Raw genomic sequence first — 23923 nt, 5'->3', positions numbered from 1 at the left:
TTCATTAATTCGGTTGCAGAATACTCTTTATCACTTGTCCTGAATGCATAGCCGTAAATGCGGCATGCCACTCTTCCACGCCCCAAATTCCGCCTATAATGGGTTTTACATCAAGACGACCCGATTGCAGTAAGGAAAGTACTTTCTCCCAGATAGGCCAGTTGTGGCTAAAACTTCCCTGCAATCGAACATTTTTTTGGACCAAAGGATCCAAGGAGAAGTTAAGCGGTTGGGGCCCCCAGCCCACCTTGGTAATCTGACCGTTGGGACGAACCAACTGAAGCGCTATTTGCAAAGTTTGGCTTACACCGGCAGCGTCGATGACACAATCCACGCCCAACCCATCTTTTTCTTTGGACCATTCGGAAGCGTCTCCTATTATGGCATGGCAATCGTATTGTTGCGCGGTTTTTAACCGCTCGGAGTCGGATTCCAAACCTAGTATGGCCACTTCGGCCCCACATAAATTGGCCATGGCCGCACAAAGGATACCTATGGTACCCGGACCTAGGACAATAACGCGATCTCCTGGCCTAATATTCGAATTCATGATTACGGCATTATAGGCCACTGAGCAGGGCTCCGTTAAACAGGCATGCTCAAAGGGAAGGTTCTTCGGAACGGTATGTAGGCATCTCGCCGGCACCTTTACAAATTGCGTCATGGCACCGTTAACGCCGTAACCAAAACCTTTTCTATCTGGATCCAGATTATAAAGTCCTTGGCGGGATAGGGGACTATCTGTATTTATTATTGCCGCTGTTTCACTGACTACCCGATCTCCTTCCTTCCAATCCTTTACGCGATTTCCCAATTCAACAACATGTCCACCGAATTCATGGCCCAGTACCACTGGATAGTTTACGGGCCAACTGTGATCTGAGGTCCATTGATGGAGATCGCTGCCGCAAACCCCTACATGGGATACCTTTAATAAAACATCATCTTCCCCAATAACAGGTTTTGGAATTTCCCGTATCTCAACACTTCCTTTTTCAGGTGCAAAATTAACGACCGCGGGAGATTTCATAAATACACAATTTGTTTAGTTGGAAAGTTGTCCATATCGGTGGATTTTTTCACAAATAAGCCGAAGTGAACTTTCAAGATCACCTTCTGCCGTCTTAAAGGCGTCCGCATCTATTGTAAGCGGGGCACCCAAAACCACCATGGGGGCGCCATATTCCGGGCATTGTATGGCCTGTTCCAAGGAAAGTCCGCCAACAGCCTGTACCGGGACATTTACAGCGGCGACTACCTTTTGCAATTCATCCAAGGGACTTGGCATGGGCAATCCCGCTGCGGCTATGCCCCTTCTTTCGTCATAACCTATATGATGAATAATATAATCGCAACCAAGTGCCTCAAGTTTTTTGGCTCCCTCCACCATATCCGGGCAACCCAAATTGTCACCCATAACCTTAACATCAAAATCCTTACCGGCCTGCGCCACCACCTTAATGGTCTCTTCATGGGCACGGGCCATGACAACCACATGGGTAGCACCCGCTTTGGCCATCATTTCGGTTTCCAGATACCCGCCATCCATGGTTTTTAAATCCGCTACAATAGGGACTTCCGGAAAGGCTTCCCTAAGTTTTCTTACCCCATGTAGGCCCTCTGCCAAAAGCAGGGGAGTCCCTGCTTCCAACCAATCCACACCCGCGCGTAGGGCAATTGCAGCGGTTTCCAGGGCCTCATCGATATGGGTAAGGTCTAGGGATATTTGGACGATGGGTTGCATAGAAAGGGATTATCCCATAAATATAGAAATTTAGAGGTTAGGATGGTAGAATAAAGTGAAGTGTTGAGAAACTAGTACTTCCGAGGAAATTATGGCAACTTGATGGTCATGGTGTATAAAAATAGTGCTTGACCAATACAAGGAAAACCTCGGTTTTCTACTATCGCTATGGTGAATTATCGACTATGTTGAGCATTTTTTAATCATCGTTCAGGATATCCCGCAATACTTCTTCTACTTGATTTTCATCCAGTCCGGTGTTCATTTTGGGATGGTACAACAATCGGATCAGTTCCCTGTCAATATCCGCATACTCCGGTGCATAGCCGGCATCGTTTAAGGTCTCATAGAAAACGGAATCGGGTTGCAAAGGCGAATCATTGGTGAGCCCTATGGATTGGGTAATTTCTTCCAAAATGACGCTTCTTTGTTGCGTTGGGGTCAATAAATTGGGATTGATGATGATTCTGGCTTTTTGGATGACATTGTTGTTGCTCCACCATACCCTAAAATATCCGGTGGTAAAGGCGAATACATTACTTTCCTCATCTGGAAAAAGTTCTACAAAATCCAAGCCCGAACCAAAAAAAACATAGCAATTGGAACGTAAGGGATCATCCACGATCTCTATTGAAAAACCATCCGTTGCCAGTTGATTGATATCTTGTACAGCCTGTTCCAACGTTAACCTGTTGTCCGCCGTAGGAGCGCCGTCCATAAATATTCTCATACTGGCCTCCCATTTCCTTGTGACTTCGGAGGAGTTGCCAAATTCAAATCCTAAGGCTACGTCCTTAAAATAACGGATTACTTCAACATCCGATTCGCTCAATGGTAGATCCGGTGGTACCGGAACTTCTTCTTCCGTACAGGATACGAGCAAAAAGAACGTGCCCAATACATAAAGGAGTGAGAATCGATGGGTCATTTTTTTAGTTCCAATTAGGGCATTTTGGAAATTTAGATCATATGATCTATACATCTGCCATGTGTGGAACTAAGATATGAGATCTTTGCTTCCTTTGATTAAAGTTTTGGATAGCTGGGTATGGAATTCCATTTTTTTCGATACTCGAGGCCAAAATTGTTCGGTCTTTCACGCTTTTACGGGTCCCAGCTCTAACGTGTTGAGGATAAAAACCAAGACCGGTGGCTTGGTTTTTGTTTTGTCCACTGAACTCCAAAAAAGTTTGACCCGGTTCGAACGTGTTGAAAGTAAAAAATCAATTCAGACGAATTGATTTTCTTCCACAAGATTTTGCTCAATTAAACTTGGCTCATTTTGTTTCATAAAAAAACCAAGGCAAAAGCCTTGGTTTTTTACCTATTTGTACTCGAGGCGGGAATTGCCTCAGGCGAGTCCCGGTTCGAACGTGTTGAAAGTAAAAAATCAATTCAAACGAATTGATTTTATTCCACAAAATTTTGCTCAAGTAAACTTGGCTCATTTTGTTTCATAAAAAAACCAAGGCTTTTGCCTTGGTTTTTTTACTTATTCGTACTCGAGGCGGGACTTGAACCCGCACGGCCATAATGGCCATTGGATTTTAAGTCCAACGTGTCTACCAATTCCACCACTCGAGCAGGACTTAATTATAATTTTTTACTTCAATTAAAAAAAAACTCCACCCTGGTTGACTGAGCGGAGTCGAAGTCGAGCGAAAAACGGGATTCGAACCCGCGACCTCCACCTTGGCAAGGTGGCGCTCTACCAACTGAGCTATTTTCGCATTATACAGGAACTTGGCATAAAAAAAATGTGAGAACCCATATGCCTAAGGCAGGTGCAAATTTAATACAATTTGGTAAAAGGCAAAGAAAAAATGAGGGCAAAAACACAATGCTATAAAAACCATTTCGCTATGGTTCGTTCTGTTTATGAAGAGGCCTTTTTGTTCTTGGTCAATAAGCGTTTTATTTCATTCAATTTCATAAGGGCCTCCACAGGGGTAAGTGTATTGATGTCCAAATGGGTAATCTCTTCCTTGATTTCCTCCAAAAGCGGATCATCCAGGTTAAAGAAACTCAGCTGCATTTCACTCTGAACTGTTTGGAGCTTATGGGTCAATTCTTCGCTGGAATGCGATTTTTCCAACTTCTTTAGAATTTTGTTGGCTTTATGGATAACCTGTTGCGGCATACCGGCCATTTTTGCCACATGGATGCCAAAACTATGTTCACTGCCGCCAGGTGTCAATTTCCGAAGAAAGAGAACCCTGTCCTTTAGCTCTTTTACGGAAACATTATAGTTTTTAATGCGCTCAAAAGTCACGGCCATCTCATTGAGCTCATGATAGTGCGTCGCAAAGAGGGTCTTGGCCCGTGCTGGGTGTTCGTGGAGATATTCGGATATGGCCCAAGCTATGGAAATTCCATCGTAGGTGCTTGTTCCACGGCCTATTTCGTCCAAGAGTACCAAGCTTCGTTCGGATAGGTTGTTTAAGATGGAGGCGGTTTCGTTCATCTCCATCATAAAGGTAGACTCCCCCATGGAGATATTATCGCTGGCACCGACCCGGGTAAAAATTTTGTCCACCACTCCAATTTTAGCAGATTCCGCCGGTACAAAGCTGCCTATCTGGGCTAAAAGCACAATCAATGCGGTCTGTCTTAAAATGGCCGATTTACCACTCATATTGGGGCCGGTAATCATGATAATCTGCTGATCTTCCCTGTTCAACAGCACGTCATTGGCAATATAGGCCTCGCCCAAAGGCAATTGCTTTTCAATGACGGGATGCCTTCCATTTTTAATTTCAATCTCGGTGGAATCATTGATCAAGGGTTGTGCATAGGAATTCTCCCGGGCCAATTGGGTGAATCCGCAAAGGCAATCCAATTGCGCAATTTGATAGGCGTTGTTCTGGACAGGTGCTATATATTCCTGCATCCAAACGATAAGTTGGGAGAACAATTGTTGTTCCAGGCTTAAGATCCGTTCCTCGGCACCCAATATTTTGGCTTCATACTCCTTAAGCTCCTCGGTTATATAGCGTTCTGCATTGACCAAGGTCTGTTTACGAATCCATTCTTCGGGTACCTTGTCCTTATGGGTGTTGCGTACCTCGATATAATAGCCAAATACGTTATTGGAGGCTATTTTGAGGGAAGTTATACCGGTTCGTTCGGTTTCCCGTTCCAACATCTTGTCCAGGTACTCCTTGCCGGAATAGGCAAGTTCCCGCAATTCGTCCAGTTCTGCGGAATATCCCTGTGCAATGGTATTTCCCTTCTGTACGTTTACAGGGGCCTCTTCATTTAGAATTTCCTTGATTCGGGCTCTGAGCATATCACAGGAGTGCAATTGATCCCCGATAGATTGTAGGGAAGCGTCAACACTTTGTACGGCCAATTGTTGTATGGGGATAATGGATTCCAATGAATTTTTAAGCTGTACGGTCTCCTTTGGATTGATTCTGCCCGTGGCCACTTTGGAAATTAGGCGTTCCAAATCGCCCATTTGCCGAATATGGTGCTGTAATTTTTGAAGGACATCCTCCTGTTGGGTTAAATAGGCAATGACCTGATGGCGTCTTCTTATTTTTTCAATAGTTTTTAAGGGTAATGCCAACCAACGTTTTAACATTCGACCACCCATGGGGGATAAGGTCCTATCTATGATATCCAATAGGGTTACAGCTCCCTCATTGACCGAATGGTACAGTTCCAGGTTCTTTATGGTAAAACGATCCATCCAAACATGTTCCTCCTCGGCAATGCGTCTAAGGGCGGTAATATGCTGCAACCGTCGGTGTTGGGTTTCGGAAAGATAATGCAACACTACGCCGGAAGCCACAACACCTTCGGTAAGATGGTCCACGCCAAAACCCTTAAGCGTAGTCGTCTTAAAGTGTCCGTTGAGCATTTCTAGTGCATAGTCGTGCTGAAATACCCAATCCTCTAGATAAAATGAATGATAATTAGTGCCGAAAACTTCGGAAAATTCTTTTTTATGAGCCTTGGAAACCAAGACTTCGTTGGGGCCAAAATTTTGTAGTAGTTTATCAATTTGTTCTTCATCTCCATGGGCCGTAAGGAACTCTCCGGTGGAAATGTCCACAAAGGAAATACCCAATACCTTGTTTCCAAAATGCACGGCGCAAAGAAAATTGTTGGTTTTGGCATGAAGAATATCATCGTTCATAGCTACCCCTGGGGTCACCAATTCCGTGACGCCCCGCTTCACTATGGTCTTGGTCATTTTTGGATCTTCCAACTGATCACAAATGGCAACACGCTGTCCGGCCTTTACCAATTTGGGAAGATAAGTATTCAAGGAGTGATGGGGAAAACCGGCAAGTTCTGTACGATCGCCCCCATTATTGCGATGGGTAAGGATGATGCCCAAAATTTTGGAGGTCTTTACGGCATCCTCCCCAAAGGTTTCGTAAAAATCACCTACTCGGAACAACAATAGGGCATCGGGATATTTTGTCTTGATGGTATTGTATTGCTTCATCAAGGGGGTTACCTTTTTTGTTTTTAATGTGTTGCCCAAAGCGATTTTATTGGTTTATTTTTACAAAACAGTGACTCGAACGAATGTACCCATTTTACGAATCATTGAAAATGGATGTTGATATTTATGAATAAGTTTTCCACGTAGCGGGTACGCAAGAACTACGCAATTCAACTCATAAAATGCGCAAATTAAAGAATGAAGAATTAGACCGGCCCAGCATAGGGGAGTTTAAAGAGACTCCAAAATCCCCATTGGTCCTTGTTCTAGATAACATCAGAAGTCTTAACAATATTGGTTCTGTATTCCGGACTGCGGATGCCTTTTTAATCGAGAAAATTTACTTGTGTGGTATTACAGCCTGCCCTCCCCATAAGGATATTCATAAAACAGCCTTGGGGGCAACGGATAGCGTAGCCTGGGAATACCATAAGAGTACAGTGGATCTTGTGCCAGATCTACAGGCTCAGAAGTATCGTGTAATGGCGGTGGAACAGGCCGAGAATGCTACGATGCTGAACCAATTCCCTGTACAGGCCGAAAAAAAATATGCTTTGGTATTTGGGAATGAGGTAAAGGGAGTGTCCCAAGAAGTTGTGGACCTTTGTAATGGAGTTTTGGAAATCCCCCAATATGGCACTAAACATTCGTTGAATGTAGCCGTAAGCGCAGGTGTGGTTGTTTGGGATATTTGGTCAAAATTGTCTAAAATAAAAATGCCCTAACGTTTTTACATTAGGGCAGAGATATATAGTTTGAGTTAGTTAGTTGTTCAATTGAGGATGCAATAACGTAAATCCAATGGTATTGTGCAAGAAATTTGCCAAAATTGTGTTAATTTCCTTGACCAAGGGCAAAGTTTTGGATGGTCCGAACCACGGTATTATAATCATCCCGGTCCGCTACAAAATCCATTTCACTAATATCTATGATTAGGCAATTTGCCTTTGGGTAGCTTTTTAAAAAATCAAAATAGCCTCTATTGATCTTTTCAAGATAGTCTGGTCCGATATTCCGTTCATAGTCCCTTCCCCGCTTCTTGATATTCTCCAATAATCGTTTCGTGGTTTGATATAAGTACACATAGATTTGAGGCTTTTTCACCTCTTTGTACATGAAGTCAAAAACTTTTCGATAGAGTTCAAATTCCTCTTTTTGAAGTGTAATCTTGGCAAAAATTAAAGACTTATAAATATCATAATCACTTATCATAAAATTCCTGAAAAGATCAAACTGCGAAGTGTCATCAGAAAATTGTTGGTAACGGTCCGCCAAAAATGACATTTCCAAGGGAAACGCATAACGGTTGCTGTCTTCATAAAATTTGGGTAAGAAAGGATTTTCAGCAAACCTTTCCAGCACCAGTTTGCCATTAAAATCGGTAGACATTCTCCTGGCCAATGTGGTTTTTCCTGCCCCGATATTCCCTTCAATGGCGATAAACTGCACATTTGAAAAAAGCGCTTCCCGAGAGGGAAACAAAACACGATCCGTCTTTTTAGGGATGTTCCCATCTTTGCTTTCCTGCAAAAGATTACGGGTGTCTTTCTGAAGAATAGGATGATAAAGCTGTGGCGCAATATCCGCCAAGGGCCTAAGTACAAAACGACGGTCGTGCAATTTGGGATGGGGAATGGTAAGTTGGTCGTTATCGATTATCTCGTTTTCAAAATATAAAATGTCGATATCCACTGTTCTGGAAGCATACCCCTTGGCATTCTCACGAATTCTTCCCAATCGTTTTTCAACGGACAGAATACGATTTAGTAGGTCTAGTGGTTGTAATGAGGTCCTTAGGCCTATACAGACATTATAAAAATCCTCGCCCTTAAAACCCCATGAAGCGGATTCATATACGTGGGAAATCGCACTGATTTCACCAATTTCCTCATGAATATGGAATAGGGCTTCCTGAATATTCAAAAATCGATCCCCAAGATTACTTCCAATGGAAAGATATGTCAGGTTTATTACCTCCATAGCGCGAACAAAGTAAGCAAAACAAAATCACTTTGGTTATCTTTGAAACGAATTCTAACAAAGCATTACGTGAAATTTTTAAGAAATCTATTGGCGGCGATATTGGGATGTATGATTGCCTTTGGAATTATCATGGTGATGTTCGTGGTATTCCTGGGCTTGGTAAGCAACATGGAAGAAGGCATCAATATTAAGGAAAATTCCATTTTGGAGCTAAGGATACAACGCCCAGTAAAGGACTACGTAGGCAAGACTGCCGGAGATCCCTTTGACGGATTTTTTGAGCAGTCCTTGGGATTGGATGATATCGTACAGGCCATCGAGGTTGCCGTAAAGGATACGGATATTAAAGGTATAAGCATTCCCAATAACTTTATTATGGCGGGGTTGGCCCAGACGCAGACCATCCGCAAGGCACTTTCCAAATTCCGTGAAAGTGGTAAATTCGTATATGCCTACGCGGATTTCTACCCACAAAAAGATTATTATTTGGCCAGTGTGGCCGATTCCATATTCCTAAACCCCGTGGGTAAAATGGATTTTAAGGGTCTTTCCACGGAAGTGTTATATTTTAAGGATTTTCAGGAGAAGACAGGGATAAAGATGGAAGTCGTGCGCCATGGAAAATACAAAAGCGCAGTAGAACCTTTTTTGTCCAATGAAATGAGTCCAGAAAATCGTACGCAGATTCATGAACTGCTGGAATCCTTATGGAATTCTATGCTTTCTGACATTTCTGAGCAACGCGACATCAGCGAAGGAGACCTGAATGTTATTGCCGATACCTTGGGAGCTAGGTCCCCGGAGTTTGCCCTGAAGAGCGGGCTTATCGATTCCGTGCTTTATTTTGATCAGTATGAGGAAAAACTGGCAAAGGCTTCCGGATTGGAGCATCCAGATCAATTGAATTATTTGAGTTTGGAGGACTACATAGGATATGCCAAAACCCAAGAAATATCCTCGGGTAGGGACAAGGTTGCCGTAATCTTCGCACAGGGCGAAATTATCTATGGCGAAGGAGGACAGGATTTGATTGGTCAGGGCATTATGAACGAAGCCCTAATAAAGGCGCGTGATGACAAGTCGGTCAAGGCCATTGTAGTTCGGGTCAATTCACCGGGTGGTAGTGCACTGGTCTCCGATATTATCTGGCGACAGATCGAGTTGGCCAAGATGAAAAAGCCGGTGGTGGTCTCCATGGGAAATATGGCTACCTCGGGGGGGTATTACATTGCCTCGGGAGCGGATAGGATATTTGCGGAGCCCACAACGGTCACAGGCTCAATAGGCGTGTTCGGAACCGTTCCTAACGTTGGGCAATTAACGGATGATATCGGTATCAATGCAGAACAAGTAGGAACCAATACGAATTCCGTTGGGTATTCCATTTTTGAACCCATGGGCGACAACTTTAGGACGGTTGTCCGACAGGGTGTGGAAGATGCGTACAACACATTTTTGGATCGTGTTTCCAAGGGCAGGGGTATATCGATTGCCAAAGCGGACAGCCTGGCCCAGGGCAGGGTCTGGAGTGGCGTGGACGCCAAACGATTAGGTCTGGTGGATGAACTGGGCACTTTGAAGGATGCCGTTGCGGAAGCAGCGACATTGGCAGAACTGGACGATTACAGGCTTAAGAAATATCCAAGATACAAATCGGGATTTGAGCGCTTTATGGAAGATATGGGCGGGGCTAGTGCAAAAACCTATGAAAGTATCATCGAAAGGGAAGTTGGTCTGGAGACCTATAACATTATAAAACAGATACGTACCGCTATGAAACAAAAGGGAATCCAGGCTCGGATGCCCTTTATTCTCAACATTAAATAATTTATGACCAAAAAGGACAAGAAATTGGCCTACCGGATTTATCTCTATCTGGGGGCACTGTTCATTACCTCATTGGTGGTGTCCAATCTAATTTTCCAGAAGTTTTTCTACTGGAATCCATTCGGAAAAATAGAGCTTTTTGGAGCTCCTTTATTTGAAATTTCAGTAGGTGTGCTGCCTTATCCAGTCACTTTTTTGATTACCGATCTTATTTCGGAGATTTTTGGAAAGAAAAAGGCCAACCAAATCGTGACTGCTGGGATCTTTGCCTCTTTTTTTTCCATGGGCTTTATTTACATTTCGGACGCCGTACCGGCCATACCCTCTTCCCCAATCGATGATGCCCTTTTCAAAAAGGTGTTCGCACTTTCTCCTGTTGCCGTCCTGGCCTCTATGATCGCCTATCTTTGCGCACAGTATGTGGATATAGCGATATATCATTTTTGGAAAAAATTGACCAAGGGAAAATACTTATGGTTGCGAAACAACTTTTCTACTTTTCTTTCGCAATTCATAGATACTTTTACGGTGGTGGGGCTACTCTGTATTTTTGGCATACTCCCTTGGAACCTTTTTTATGGACTTGTAATCAGCGGATTTATTTTTAAGATTTTTATAGCATTTTTGGATACCCCTTTCCTGTATTTTTTCGTATATCTCCTAAGAAAACGGTTTAAGCTTGCCATCGGCGAGGAAATCGACCTGGAAGCATAATAAAGAACGCTTTTTTAAGTTCTAATCGAAGAATATACATATCATGAAAAAGAAGATTCTCCGCATTCTTGCTATTTTTTTGCTGTTGATTGTTGCCCTATTGATCGCAGTCCCCTTTTTCCTTGAGGCCAAAATAGGGGATATCATTAAGAATAATGTGAACTCGAATGTAAATGCGCATCTGGATTTTACCGATGCCCGTTTAAGCCTAATCAGCAGTTTTCCGAATGCTCAGGTCACTTTCGAGAATGTGGCTTTGCTCAACCATGCTCCTTTTGAGGGAGATACCCTTTTCGCGGCAAGAAGGATAGGTTTAAAAATGGGTTTGGGGGAGTTGTTTAAATCTCAAGGTGATCCCATAGGCATAAAAAACTTTCAAGTAGAAAGCGCTACCCTAAATATTAAAATCGATAGTGCGGAAAATGCCAACTATGTTATTGCCAAGGAATCGGAGGTAACGGATGTTGCCGAACAATCTTCGGATAGTTTCTCCTTTAACCTGGAGTCCTACGGGATTACGGAATCCGAGATTTCGTATGCCGATTTGGCTACAGGTATCCGTCTGGTATTATCCGATTTCCAACATAGTGGTACAGGAGATCTTTCATTGGAAACCTCTGAATTGGATACGGAGACCCAAACGCTAGTGACTTTTGGAATGGGCGGGACCAATTATTTGAACCGCAATATGTTGAAGTTGGATGCCTTGATAGGCATAGATCTTCAGGAAAACAAATACACCTTTTTAAAAAATGAAGCCCTGGTAAACCAATTGCCCTTGATATTTGATGGATTTGTCAAACTAAATGAGAATAATCAAGAGGTGGCCATTGGGTTTGAGACCCCATCATCCGACTTTAAAAATTTCTTAGCCGTAATTCCTGAGGAGTATTCCAAGAACATCGAAAATGTTAGGACAACGGGAAACTTCACGGTAAAAGGAGCCATCAACGGAGTGGTCGATGAAACACATATTCCGAAATTCAACATCAGTATAAACTCGGAAGACGCTTCCTTTAAATATCCGGATTTACCCAAATCGGTTCGTAATGTTTTTATTGATGCCGAAATCAACAACACCACGGGTATTGCCAAAGATACTTATGTACATATTGAAAAATTGTCTTTCAACATAGATGAGGACCGGTTTAATGTTACCTCAAAAATCTCGGAACTCATGGGCAATACAAGGGTTGATGCCCATATGGACGGTAGGATGAACCTTGCTAATATCTCCCAGGCCTATCCAGTTCCCACGGATTTGAACCTAAGTGGAATCTTAAAAGCTGATGTAACTACAGCATTTGATATGGCCTCGGTAGAGCAAAAGCAATATGAGAAGACCAAGACAATTGGAAATATTGGCGTAAAGGACTTTGAATACAGCTCGGCAGAAATTACAAATCCTGTAAAATTGAACAACGTGGCCGTGAGTTTCGATCCCGAGATGGTGCGTCTTGAGGAAATGAACGGGATTACAGGCCAGACTGATTTTGACATTACGGGCAAAATCAGCAATCTCCTAGGGTTCATGTTCAACGATGAAGAAGTAAAGGGCAATTTCAATCTAAAATCAAACACCTTTGCCCTAAACGATTTTATGGTGGACGAAACGACAAGTACTTCGGAAACTAAGTCTGGGGAATCGGAATCCACAGAAGAGAAAATAAAGATTCCTTCCTTTTTGGATGTGAGTATTGCAGCTATGGCAAATACCGTAATCTATGATAATATTAGATTAAAGGATGTAAGGGGCAATCTTCGTATAAAGGACGAAAAAGCAATTTTGAACAATATGACCTCTTCCATTTTTGATGGTCAAATGGCCTTTAAAGGTGAGGTCTCTACCAAGGAAGAAACTCCCGTTTTTGCCATGGAACTGGATATGGCCCAACTGCAGATTAGGGAAACTTTTGAGGCCATGGAAATGTTTCAGGTTCTAGCGCCCATTGCGCAGGTCTTAGAGGGTAAATTGGATACCGAAATCAAACTTTCTGGAAATTTGACCGAAGATTTTACGCCTGACCTATTAACATTGACCGGGAATTTGTTGGCCAATGTAATGACCCAGGAGATTGACACGGAACAGGCCCCATTACTTTCTTCCCTAGATGGCAAATTGGATTTTGTTAACCTAAAGGAACTGAATCTAAAGGACTTGAAGACCCAACTTTCCTTTGAGAATGGGTTGGTGAGCGTAAAGCCCTTTACAGTAAAGTACAGGGATATCGCCATTAATGTGGACGGAGGCCATGGTTTTGATAAAAAACTGGATTATAAGGCCACAATGGATGTGCCGGCCAAGTATTTGGGCAAACAGGTTAACGATTTAATTGCCCAAATCGATGAGGAGAATTTGGAAACACTTACCGTTCCTGTTACGGCTAACATTAGGGGAGATTATTCCAGCCCCAATGTGAGTACCGATTTAACTTCCGGGGTCAAGAATTTAACCGGCCAATTGGTGGAAATTCAAAAGCAAAAACTTCTTAATAAAGGCAAGGATACCGCAACGGATTTAATAGGGGGACTTCTATCGGATAATTCATCCGAAAGTGATTCTACCCAAAGTGAAAATGCTACTTCGGATGGTGTCCAAGCAGTTCTTGGGGGTATTTTGGGCGGCAACAAGAGTGGAAAAGACAGTACCCGGACAGGTACGGATTCCCTGGCCGATCCAAAAAAAGATCCGGTAAAAGAAGCGGCAAAAGGTATTTTGGGGGGGCTGTTCGGAAAGAAAAAGGATACGATACAACAAGAATAGTGTATCAATCTATACGCAACCCTACATAGTATCCTTCATTTCCACGAATGTTAAAGACCGTATTGTCCTCGAAAATAAGGTATTGCCCCTTAATTCCTTTTAAAATGCCTTTATAGCTCGGTTTTTTATCAAGATTTAAACTATTTACCTTTTCTGGATATTGTAGTACGGGAAATTGTAGATGGGTTTCTTGATTCGTATCAATGTAGTATTCAACGACTTCCTTGGGAAGGTACTCCTTTAATCTGTCTCTCCATTCCACCAAGTTTTCGTCCTTCACATCATTGGTCAACATTTTACGCCAATTGGTTTTGTCACTAAGGTGTTCCTTTAAGGCTACCTCGGTAATTCCCGCCAAATATCGATTAGGGACTTCAACAATTTCAATGGCCTCATGGGCACCTTGATCGATCCATCTCGTAGGTATCTGTGATTTTCGGGTCACTCCTACCTTAATGTTACTGCTATTGGCCAAGTAAACGATATGGGGCTGTAATTGCACCTTCTTCTCGTATTCCAGATCACGGTCCTCCTTATCTAAATGGGCGGTGCTCAATTCCGGTCGCATAATCCAATCCCCGGCCGTAGGAATTTTATAAAAACAAGTCTTGCAGAAACCTTGTCGATAAATGGGTAGGTCCTTTCCACAGCTAAGGCATTGGTATTTGATAAAGTCGATTTGTAGGTGCTTGCCCAACAACTGGTTCATATTCAGAAAATCGTTCTCGAAGACCAAATAGTATTGGATGGGCGTACCCAGTTCCGTCTGCATCTTTTGTAAAACACCCTCGTACTGCATAAAAGTATTTCTTATTTGAAAATAATACGGATTAAAGTTATTTTAGGCACATAAAGATACCCAAAAATGCCAATACCGCTGTTTAATTCCATTGCCTCTTGGTTGCTTAAAAAACGCTATCATCAGATAGAACTTTTCCTAAAGTATCCCTTGGAAGTACAGGCGGAGGTGTTACAACAATTGCTTGAAATTGCGAAGGATACGGAATTTGGAAAAAAGTACGATTTTGAATCCATTCCGGACTATGATACGTTTCGGGAAAGAGTCCCTATGGTATCCTACGAGGAATTGGAGCCGGAGATAGAACGGACTCGCAAAGGGGAGCAGAATATAATATGGCCTACCTCCATTAAATGGTTTGCCAAAAGTAGCGGTACTACCAATGCCAAGAGCAAGTTTATTCCGGTAAGTACAGAGGCGTTGGAAGACTGTCATTATAAATCCGGGAAAGATTTGCTTTGTCTCTACCTCAACAACAACGAGAACTCCCAATTGTTTACAGGCAAAAGTCTTCGGTTGGGCGGTAGTAAGGAATTGTATGAGGACAACGGGTCTTTTTTTGGGGACCTCTCAGCTATCTTAATAGATAATATGCCGCTTTGGGCGGAGTTTAGTAGTACGCCTAGCAACAAGGTTTCGCTAATGAGCGAATGGGAAGACAAATTAAGGGCCATAATACAGGAGAGTACCCGAGAAAATGTTACCAGTTTGGCCGGGGTACCTTCCTGGATGCTTGTCCTGTTGAACAATGTATTGGAAGAGACCGGAAAGCCCCATCTCTTTGAGGTCTGGGAGAATTTAGAGGTGTATTTTCATGGCGGGGTAAGTTTTGTCCCCTATAAAGAACAATATCAAAAGCTTCTACCCCGGAAAAATTTCAGGTATTATGAGATTTATAATGCTTCCGAGGGCTTTTTTGCCATTCAAGACCGAAACCATGCAGACGATCTTTTGTTAATGCTGGACTACGGTATTTTTTATGAATTCATCCCTATGGACTGTTATGGAACTCCGCTTGAAAAAGCAATTCCGCTCTGGGAAGTGAGGACGAAGACCAATTATGCCATTGTCATTACCACCAATGCCGGATTGTGGCGATACAAAATCGGGGATACCATACGATTTACCTCAACCGATCCTTATAGGATCAAAGTGACCGGGCGTACCAAACACCACATCAATGTTTTTGGAGAGGAATTGATAATTGAAAATGCGGAGGAAGCCCTAAAAAGTATTTGTAAAAAGACAGGTGCTGAAATAAAGGACTACACGGCAGGGCCCATATTTATGTCAGGCAGGGGAAAAGGAGCCCACGAATGGATTATCGAGTTCAGAAAACCACCGGAGAAAATCGATTACTTCACCGAATTCTTGGACAATGCCTTAAAATCCCTAAACTCGGATTATGAGGCCAAACGCTATAACAACATTACCTTAAAAATGCCCAAGGTGCATGTGGCCAGGCAAAATCTTTTCTATGACTGGTTAAAATCCAAGGACAAGCTGGGCGGTCAGCATAAAATACCGAGATTATCCAATACAAGGGACTACATTGAGGAATTGCTACAAATGAACAAATAGTGGTATCTTAGACAATAACCCTTTTGTTAACCTCATGTCATGACCGCTGTTTTCAATTTTCTTATGATTGCAGGGGCTATACAGGGTTTTCTTTTTAACATTGCCACGTTTTTTTCTAGAAAAAAAATAGAGAAAACCGTTCTTTTCCTAAACCTGTTCGTTTTTTTCCTTTCGCTGAATAATTTGCAATCCTGGTTGATTGACAAGGGCTTTGTTTCATCCCATGCCTATTGGCAAAGTTTTACCATACCCTGGTATGTTCTTATTGTACCTATGTATTACGCCTTTTTGATATCCTATCTGGAAATTGAAAGGAAGAGATGGACATTCATTCTCATGTCGGTGGGTATCTTTTTGATCGAATTCCTTACCAGAAGTTGGATTACTTACTTGGTTTATGATGGTGTATGGGAATCAAAGCGGTTGGCAACGTATAACATTATGGAGGATATGCTAACGCTGTCCTATTCCTTATTTCTGTATTTTAAGGCGTATAGGATACTGTATATTTATCAGGGGTTACAAAGTCCAATCCTCTCGTTTGATAATTTGAATTGGCTTAAGCGGTTCATGGCCTTGGGCGGGCTCGTATTCGTTTTATGGATTCTGGCCATTTTTTTAAATCTAACGGAATGGGTGGAACAGCCTTATAGCTTCTACCCCCTGCGTTTGGGCTCATCAATCTTGATTTATTGGGTGGGATATCAGGCCTTCTTTCGCTATGTTGTCGTAAAGGACAGAATACTGTTACGTGGTGTAATCCGGGATAATAGGGCCAAAAGTGGAAAAGGAGGGGTGAACCAGCTACAAAATCTTGAAGACATTCAAAAAAAAGCCAATGCATTTAAGGAAGTACAAACTTATATTTTGACGGAACAGCGCTATTTGGATCCTTTTTTAAGCTTGGAAAACTTATCACGGGAAATCGGCACCAGTACTAGCAGCTTGTCCAAATTGGTAAATGCCTATTCCAAGGGCAATTTTTCGGATTATATCAATACGTTTAGGGTGGAAGAAGCCAAGAAGTTATTATCTCATCCGGATTACGGCGCCTATACTATTGTCGCTATTGGCCTAGAATGTGGTTTCAACTCAAAATCCACCTTCTATTCAGCTTTTAAAAAATTTACGGGTAAAACTCCTACCCAGTTTAGGGCGGAGCATTCTTAAAGCACACCCACATTTGTCCGATATCTTATCGTCTGGATAATCTTGGACATCCCTTCTCCATCAGCAACTAATTTTGTTGTATAGGCTTGAAATTCAGAAATATGAAAACAAAAATTTTCTTGCTGGCCGGCTATATGCTTTTTTCCGGTTGTTACAGCTATAGAACAATGGAGACCAAAATGCCCAAAATAGTGGAGGGCAAAAAATACAAGATCGTAAGCACCAATGATAAAAAATACAAAATAAGAATTCTAAAATACGGCGATACCTTGGTTGGTCTCAAATCAAAATCATCGAGAATTCCCATTAAGCTGGCCAAAGACGAGGTGAAGGCCATAAAGGAGCGAAAGTTTTCCCTGCTAAAAACTGTGGGTTTGCCTATAATACTTATGGGTTCTGCCCTGGGAATATTCGCCATTTCGGCAGGACCTGACTTCGATTTAAGTATAAATTATTTGGAAAATTAGGCGAATCGGTTTCAACGGGCCAATATTCCAAAGGGAAGGACTACATCGAAGAATTACTTCAGATAAACAAATAAATATGGGGATATGACGTTAAATGTACAATTTGTGGTACAATTTCATCTAACCATTATTTAATTATAGAATTATCATGGCAGAAAGACTTGTAGTGATTTCAGACATGTGGGGCGTTAAAAAAGGGCTCTGGATTACATCTTATCTAGGCTATCTTCAACAATATTATGATATAGTTTTCTATGATTGCCAACAATTGGCGAATATTGACCTGACCATTCAAACCGATGAAAATATACATCAGGCTTTTGTAAACGGGGGCATAGACATTGCCGTGGCACATTTGTTAAGAAAGGAAAACATTCCCAGCCATTATCTAGCATTTAGTACCGGGGGTACCATAGCTTGGAAAGCTTGTGTGGAAGGGCTTCCCATGAAGTCGTTATATGCCCTTTCCGCTACTAGAATACGGATGGAGGATAAAAGGCCAAAGGTACCCACTACCTTGTTATATGGAGAAAATGACGAATATCGTCCTTCCAATAAGTGGTCCTCAAAAGTTGGAGTTGAAATGGAAATCGTTAAAAATTTTGGCCATACGCTATACACGGATGAAAAAATAATCCAGAAGGTGTGTCAAGATTTGTTGAATCGGGTAACCCAAAAGGAGCCCAAGACCAAAAGAGCGGTATAATTCCAAACATATGATAAATAAAAAGTCCTGAGGTTCTAAAACTTCAGGACTTTTTATTTAAAGGTTTTTTAAACTACGAGACTGCCTTAAGTCTTTTTATGGTTTCACGGGACAGTTTGTTCTCCGCATAGGGTTTGGTAACCTTGAATTCTGTTTCGCCATTACTGGGCATTTCGAACATGGCATCGGTAAAAATTGCTTCGCACAATGAACGTAGTCCCCGAGCCCCCAGTTTGTACTCAACGGCCTTCTCTACGATATAATCCAAGGCCTGCTCGGTTATTTTAAAAGATATGCCATCCATTTCGAACAGCTTTTCATACTGTTTAATAATCGCATTTTTGGGCTCCGTGAGTATTGCCCTTAGCGTTTTTTCATCCAATGGATTCATATGTGTTAGGACGGGCAGCCTTCCAATAATTTCCGGAATTAGACCAAATTCTTTTAGGTCTCGAGGAATGATATATTGCAAGATATTTCGCTCATCCAGGTTCTCCTCTGCTTTTGAGGCACTATATCCCACGGCCTGCATGTTCAGGCGCTTGGAAATGGTCCTTTCAATTCCATCAAAGGCACCTCCGGCAATGAACAATATATTCTCCGTATTTACTTCAATAAATTTTTGATCTGGGTGTTTTCTACCTCCTTTGGGCGGTACGTTAACCACCGTGCCTTCTAGAAGCTTTAGAAGTCCTTGCTGTACACCTTCACCGGAAACATCCCTAGTAATGGAAGGATTATCGCTTTTACGGGCTATTTTATCGATTTCATCTATGAACACGATTCCCCTTTCCGTCTTTTCCAAATTGTAATCGGCGGCCTGTAACAAACGGGTTAATATGCTCTCCACATCCTCGCCCACATAACCTGCTTCGGTCAAAACAGTAGCATCTACTATGGCCAAGGGAACATTGAGCATCTTTGCGATGGTTTTGGCCATTAAGGTCTTTCCCGTTCCCGTTTGCCCCACCATAATGATGTTGCTTTTTTGTATTTCTATTTCGTCCTCTTTGGAGGAGGGTTGTAACAACCTTTTATAATGGTTATATACGGCAACGGACATTACCTTTTTTGTCCGCTCCTGACCAATAATGAACGTATCTAAAAATTCCTTGATTTCCAAGGGCTTCTTTAAAACCAGCTCGGTAGTAAGGTTGTTGGTCTTGGTCTGTCTGGATTCCTCGGCGACTATTCCATAGGCCTGCTCTATGCATCGATCGCATATATGTGCGTCAAGACCGGCAATAAGCAGATTGGTTTCCGACTTTTTTCGTCCACAAAAGGAGCATTCTAAGTTTTCCTTTGCCATAAGAATTTATATATATCCAAAATAGTAACGAAATAATTTGGATTTTGGTTTAATGCTTTCAGTAGCAATATCCAATTTTTTTCCGATTCGTCGAAATTAGTTATTGTCCCTTACCAGAATTTCGTCGATCATCCCGTATTTTTTGGCGGCATCCGCTTTCATCCAGTAATCACGGTCACTATCCTCGTGTACCTTTGCAATAGGTTGTCCGGAATGCTTTGCTATAATTTGGTAGAGCTCTTCCTTGAGTTTAAGGATTTCACGGGCGGTAATCTCAATATCACTGGCCTGGCCTTGGGCCCCGCCCATAGGTTGATGAATCATTACCCTGGAATGTGTAAGGCCGCTACGTTTTCCTTTTTCTCCCGCGCACAATAATACAGCACTCATAGAAGCTGCCATACCGGTACAAATTGTAGCTACATCGGGCTTAATGAACTGCATGGTATCATAGATGCCAAGACCCGCATATACGCTGCCTCCTGGAGAATTGATATAAATCTGAATATCCTTGGAGGCATCCGTGCTTTCCAGAAACAACAGTTGTGCCTGCACAATATTCGCCACCTGATCGTTGATTCCCGTGCCCAAGAATATAATGCGATCCATCATAAGCCGTGAAAAAACGTCCATGGCCACAGCGTTCAATTGTCTTTCCTCGATAATGTTGGGGGTAAGGCCTACCGGATACATACTAGTTAGTAGGGCATCATAATAAGTACTACTTATACCTTGATGCTTTATGGCGTAATTCTTAAATTCTTTTCCGTAATCCATTGATTTTAAACTAACATTTTTTAATAAAAAAAGGTGCCGAAACTATTGCTTCGGCACCGTAAAGATACTTATTATTTTTGGGAAATTATCCGTAGACCTCCTTTACGAAATTTTCATAGGTAACCTCCTTTACTTTGAAATTTACCTTCTCTTTATAGAGGTTTAACAACTTTTGGCTCATTAACTGTTCAGAAAGGCGTTTTACTTCATCCTGATTACTCAAAACCCTTGCCGCAATATTGTCAAGCTCTTCCTCCTCTGGGTCTAATTGCCCAAACTGAGCCATTTGGGATTTAATGAAACCTTTGGCAAACTCCTTTAATTCATCAAATTGTATTTCCAAATTATTCTCTTTGATGATCTTCCCTTCGATAAGCTGATAACGTAAGCCTTTCTCCGATTTTTCAAATTCCTCTGTAGCTTGTTCGGCGGAAAGAGGCTTTTCACCTGTTGTCTGGATCCACTTGGTAAGAAATTCCGAAGGAAGATCAAACTTTGTGTTTTCAATGAAATACTCCGTGATGTCGTTCAATACCTTTTGATCGGACTGTTGTTCAAATTGTTTCTCGGAATCTTCCTTTATGCGCTCTTTCATCTGCTTCTCCGAGCTTACGGCATCCTTCCCAAATATTTTATCAAAAAAATCTTGATCCAATTGTGCAGGTTCCCGTTCATTAATTTCTTCAATCGTAAAGGAAACGTCTATTTTTAGGTTCTTGGCCTTTTCTTGGGAAATCCCTAAAACACTGGACAAAAGATAATCTTCTTTGAAAAGGCCCTTGGTGTTGAGCAAGACAGTATCTCCTACTTTTTTTCCAATAAGGGCTTCCAACGCCTTCTTACTTTTTATTTTCTCCAGTTCTACGATAGCCTTGTTTTCTATCTCCTCACTTTCGTTCAGAAAAGTACCGTTTACCTCATCCTTTTTTTCTATCGCCGCTTTGGTCACCAATTTTCCGTATTGTTTACGCATACGCTCTACTTGCTCATCGACCATTTTTTTGTCGGCAATGATTTTGTATCTGGTGATGCTCTTTTTGGTCTTTAAGGGTACTTCAAAGGATGGAGCCAGACCCAACTCAAATTCAAAGGCAAAATCTTCCTTGTCCCAATCAAAATCATCCTGTTGCTTCGGCAGGGGATTACCAAGAACGTCTAATTTTTCTTCAGTAAGGTATTTGTTGAGATTGTCTTGCAAAAGTTTATTGACCTCGTCTACGAGAACGGCTTTGCCATATTGTTTCTTTATAAGGCCTATAGGGACTTGCCCTTTTCTAAAACCGGGAATATTGGCCTGTTTTCTATAATCCCTGAGAATCTTATCTACCTTATCTTGATAGTCGTCCTTAGTGATGGCCACTTTAACAACGGCATTCAATTCATCTATCTGCTCTTTGGTGATATTCATTATCGTATATCTTGTTTAGAAAAATAAAATGGGTTGCAAAAGTAGTACAATTTGGACATCCCAACAAGTTTTTGAGTCATTGGATGACCTAAGAAGGATTATACTATTTACTTTCCTTTAGCAACGAAAACAAGATGGATTGCAGAAAGGACAAAAGCAAACTGAACAACAGGGCCCACCAAATACCATCCACACTAAAACCAGCAATAAGTTGATCCGCCAACAAGATAATAATGGCATTGATAATCAAGAGGAACAGACCAAAGGTAATAAGGGTAACGGGTAGTGTAAGAATCACCAAAATAGGTTTTACAATAAAATTCAAAAGACTCAACACTAGGGCCACAATGATGGCGGTTAGATAGGAGTCCACGGAAACGTGGGGTAGGATCTTCGATAATATTACTACGGCTAGGGCACTGAGTAGAATACGCAGGATAAGCTTCATATCAAATTGTTTTGAAGGATGGATAAAAAGGCACCGATATCATCCTGATTTCCCTAAAAGTATAAAATATATTTTAGATTTAATCGATGTAGAGACCGGTATATTCCAATGGGTCCACTTCCGGTAATTCCGCCCCATATTTTGTCTCAATGGCCTCTATGAAGGCATTGGCAATTAGGGCATATCCTCTTGGGGAAAGGTGTACACCGTCCAAAGAAAATCCGCCTCCCGTAGCAAATTCGGTGGTAATCGTACTTCCATCGGACAGGGGTATGCCCTCGTTTCCTGCCCTTTCCAATAATGCGTTTATGTCAATGAGGGGAAGGTCATATTGTGCCGCCAAAGCTGTTATAATCCCATTGAAGCGATTCAAGGCAACGGCTATGGTTTCCTGCTCTTCCGGCGTTAGGACCCATTTGTCTTCCATTGGGTAGGTAATTCCATTTACCGATAACTGACCTGCTTCGGCAGCAGGCACACCAAGATTTTGCAATGTGGCAAAAGCGGTCTCATTAAACTGGGCTATCGCATTTTGAGCCGGCAATACAATAAGATCATTCCCATTGGCCTGCCTTGCCTGGCCATACAGAAATCCGAGTACAGTGGCCGTTGGAGCATCAAGGCCACCTACTTGCAAAGCGCCGGCTATCTGCGCTGACAAATCCGTCAATGATTCATCTTTAATAACCAAAGCACTGGCAGAGCTTGCGGAAAAGGTGATTGACCTTTCGGGAACCCCGAGAAATTCAAAAACTTGGTTCAATTGGGCATAAGTGGCATTTAAAGTTGGAATTTGAGGTCCAAAATCAGGATTGGTAGGATCTAGAGGTGCAAAAGGTACCGTTGTAAAATAGGGAATACTTGTCACATTCGGAATATTGGCGATTGCACCATCGGCACCATTTGCGGTAAGTGCCTGTAAAAGCTGATCATAAACACTGGCAAAAACACCGGAATCGGTAATATCACTTGATCCATAGGTCAATGGATTGGTGTTTCCTTCCTGATCTTCGCCATCGCCACCTTCGGTAGCATAACCCAAAATATCATTATTCCCGATCCAAAGCGTAAAAAAAGTCGGGTTTTGGGCAACGGCATCACCTATTATGGATGCAGAAGGTGATGAAGCAAAACGGACGTAATAAGGGTTGGCGGCACCAATTGCCAATGCATCCAAACTTCCATAACCTGCTGCCGGCAAATGATAAATCTTGGCTCCGGGAACTCCCATATTGTTAAAGGGGCCACTTAAGATACTGGAAACTTCCGTAGAACCTGTTCCATCCAAACGAACGGGTGACGGGGAGCCCGAAGCAAATGATAGGATAAATCGGTTTTCGAAGTCTTCCAAGGGCATACCGCCCAAGGTCAATCCACCAAGATTATCGTTCATAAGGGGAATAGTAAATTCGCCACCCCCGGCCTCGGCAAAACTAGTAGCCAACATATTGGGGAATGAAGCGGTTTGACCAGCACTGAAAAGGGCTCCATCGGAAAAACCTGCGGTTAACGAGTTTCCAACGGCCACATACGTGGAAAAGTCAGCCGTACCACTGGAGTAATTTATAGGGTCCGGGGGAGTGCCACCAGAATTGTCGGGAGGAGTATCGTCATCACTGCACGAAACAATCAGAAATCCGAAAAAGGCCAGTAATGCTATAATCTTTTTCATAGGTACAAAACGTTAGATTATGTAAAATCATCGTTAAAATGATGTAAAACCAAAATTAACCAAAATTACGGGACGTACAATAATTCGGACAAAAA

The 23923-nt window shown here is 42.2% G+C and carries 19 protein-coding genes and 2 tRNA genes; 8 read left to right on the top strand and 13 right to left on the bottom strand.

The features are described from left to right. Positions 1 to 4: 4 nt before the first annotated feature. The 6 genes from Q0993_RS09495 to mutS all read right to left on the bottom strand — a co-directional run bounded on the left by Q0993_RS09495 (position 5) and on the right by mutS (position 6203). The gene (locus Q0993_RS09495; protein ID WP_299532231.1) at positions 5 to 1030 is read right to left on the bottom strand and encodes a zinc-binding dehydrogenase; all 1026 of its coding nucleotides are present in this window, start codon (positions 1028 to 1030) and stop codon (positions 5 to 7) included. 15 nt (positions 1031 to 1045) lie between these two features. Continuing rightward, complete coding sequence (locus tag Q0993_RS09490; RefSeq protein ID WP_299532229.1) at positions 1046 to 1744, bottom strand: orotidine 5'-phosphate decarboxylase / HUMPS family protein; 699 nt, start codon at positions 1742 to 1744, stop codon at positions 1046 to 1048. A gap of 199 nt (positions 1745 to 1943) precedes the next feature. After that, positions 1944 to 2672 (bottom strand): DUF2927 domain-containing protein, encoded by a 729-nt coding sequence (locus Q0993_RS09485; RefSeq protein ID WP_299532227.1) that lies wholly within the window; start codon positions 2670 to 2672, stop codon positions 1944 to 1946. Between the two features lie 571 nt (positions 2673 to 3243). After that, a tRNA-Leu gene (locus tag Q0993_RS09480) sits at positions 3244 to 3328 on the bottom strand. A 73-nt stretch (positions 3329 to 3401) separates the two neighbouring features. After that, a tRNA-Gly gene (locus Q0993_RS09475) sits at positions 3402 to 3474 on the bottom strand. 146 nt (positions 3475 to 3620) lie between these two features. Then, entirely contained in the window at positions 3621 to 6203 is a 2583-nt protein-coding gene (gene mutS / locus Q0993_RS09470) for a DNA mismatch repair protein MutS (RefSeq protein ID WP_299532225.1), read from the bottom strand. Positions 6204 to 6385: 182 nt separating this feature from the next. Here mutS and Q0993_RS09465 point away from each other — a divergent pair, with 182 nt between their 5' ends. Beyond that, a complete protein-coding gene (locus Q0993_RS09465; protein WP_299532223.1) occupies positions 6386 to 6928 on the top strand; it encodes an RNA methyltransferase in 543 nt (180 codons plus the stop codon). A gap of 109 nt (positions 6929 to 7037) precedes the next feature. Here the strand turns inward: Q0993_RS09465 and folK are convergent, their stop codons facing one another. Continuing rightward, positions 7038 to 8183, bottom strand: coding sequence for a 2-amino-4-hydroxy-6-hydroxymethyldihydropteridine diphosphokinase (gene folK, locus Q0993_RS09460; protein WP_299532221.1), 1146 nt, complete (start codon positions 8181 to 8183; stop codon positions 7038 to 7040). Between the two features lie 69 nt (positions 8184 to 8252). Here folK and sppA point away from each other — a divergent pair, with 69 nt between their 5' ends. From sppA to Q0993_RS09445, 3 genes are read left to right on the top strand one after another with little or no spacing between them, the layout of a single operon-like run. Then, a complete protein-coding gene (gene sppA, locus Q0993_RS09455) occupies positions 8253 to 10013 on the top strand; it encodes a signal peptide peptidase SppA (RefSeq protein WP_299532218.1) in 1761 nt (586 codons plus the stop codon). A 3-nt stretch (positions 10014 to 10016) separates the two neighbouring features. After that, on the top strand, positions 10017 to 10727 hold the full coding sequence (locus tag Q0993_RS09450; RefSeq protein WP_299532216.1) for a queuosine precursor transporter: 711 nt from the start codon (positions 10017 to 10019) through the stop codon (positions 10725 to 10727). Positions 10728 to 10770: 43 nt separating this feature from the next. After that, on the top strand, positions 10771 to 13491 hold the full coding sequence (locus Q0993_RS09445) for an AsmA-like C-terminal region-containing protein (RefSeq protein WP_299532214.1): 2721 nt from the start codon (positions 10771 to 10773) through the stop codon (positions 13489 to 13491). A 4-nt stretch (positions 13492 to 13495) separates the two neighbouring features. Here Q0993_RS09445 and Q0993_RS09440 read toward each other — a convergent pair whose 3' ends face one another. Next, entirely contained in the window at positions 13496 to 14290 is a 795-nt protein-coding gene (locus tag Q0993_RS09440) for a DUF2797 domain-containing protein (RefSeq protein WP_299532212.1), read from the bottom strand. 66 nt (positions 14291 to 14356) lie between these two features. Between Q0993_RS09440 and Q0993_RS09435 the strand changes: the two genes are divergently transcribed. The 4 genes from Q0993_RS09435 to Q0993_RS09420 all read left to right on the top strand — a co-directional run bounded on the left by Q0993_RS09435 (position 14357) and on the right by Q0993_RS09420 (position 18214). Beyond that, the gene (locus Q0993_RS09435) at positions 14357 to 15871 is read left to right on the top strand and encodes a GH3 auxin-responsive promoter family protein (RefSeq protein WP_299532209.1); all 1515 of its coding nucleotides are present in this window, start codon (positions 14357 to 14359) and stop codon (positions 15869 to 15871) included. A 39-nt stretch (positions 15872 to 15910) separates the two neighbouring features. After that, the gene (locus tag Q0993_RS09430; protein ID WP_299532207.1) at positions 15911 to 17041 is read left to right on the top strand and encodes an AraC family transcriptional regulator; all 1131 of its coding nucleotides are present in this window, start codon (positions 15911 to 15913) and stop codon (positions 17039 to 17041) included. Positions 17042 to 17142: 101 nt separating this feature from the next. Then, a complete protein-coding gene (locus Q0993_RS09425) occupies positions 17143 to 17508 on the top strand; it encodes a hypothetical protein (protein ID WP_299532205.1) in 366 nt (121 codons plus the stop codon). Positions 17509 to 17656: 148 nt separating this feature from the next. Next, positions 17657 to 18214: a hypothetical protein gene (locus Q0993_RS09420; protein ID WP_299532203.1), complete on the top strand. Its 558-nt coding sequence runs from the start codon at positions 17657 to 17659 to the stop codon at positions 18212 to 18214. A 73-nt stretch (positions 18215 to 18287) separates the two neighbouring features. On the opposite strand, the gene clpX is transcribed toward Q0993_RS09420, so the two are convergent. From clpX to Q0993_RS09395, 5 genes are all read right to left on the bottom strand, one after another. Continuing rightward, complete coding sequence (gene clpX / locus Q0993_RS09415; protein WP_299532201.1) at positions 18288 to 19523, bottom strand: ATP-dependent Clp protease ATP-binding subunit ClpX; 1236 nt, start codon at positions 19521 to 19523, stop codon at positions 18288 to 18290. Between the two features lie 96 nt (positions 19524 to 19619). Continuing rightward, positions 19620 to 20300 carry an ATP-dependent Clp endopeptidase proteolytic subunit ClpP gene (gene clpP, locus Q0993_RS09410; protein WP_299532199.1) on the bottom strand — a complete coding sequence of 227 codons (681 nt, stop codon included), beginning with the start codon at positions 20298 to 20300 and terminating at the stop codon, positions 19620 to 19622. 85 nt (positions 20301 to 20385) lie between these two features. Continuing rightward, positions 20386 to 21708, bottom strand: coding sequence for a trigger factor (gene tig / locus Q0993_RS09405; RefSeq protein WP_299532197.1), 1323 nt, complete (start codon positions 21706 to 21708; stop codon positions 20386 to 20388). A gap of 103 nt (positions 21709 to 21811) precedes the next feature. Continuing rightward, positions 21812 to 22156, bottom strand: coding sequence for a phage holin family protein (locus Q0993_RS09400; RefSeq protein ID WP_299532195.1), 345 nt, complete (start codon positions 22154 to 22156; stop codon positions 21812 to 21814). 79 nt (positions 22157 to 22235) lie between these two features. Next, positions 22236 to 23828 (bottom strand): G-D-S-L family lipolytic protein, encoded by a 1593-nt coding sequence (locus tag Q0993_RS09395; protein ID WP_299532193.1) that lies wholly within the window; start codon positions 23826 to 23828, stop codon positions 22236 to 22238. Positions 23829 to 23923: the final 95 nt, after the last annotated feature.

It is taken from the genome of Ulvibacterium sp., from assembly GCF_028285715.1.
GTDB lineage: Bacteria > Bacteroidota > Bacteroidia > Flavobacteriales > Flavobacteriaceae > Ulvibacterium.
This window is presented reverse-complemented; position numbering and strand designations above follow the sequence as displayed.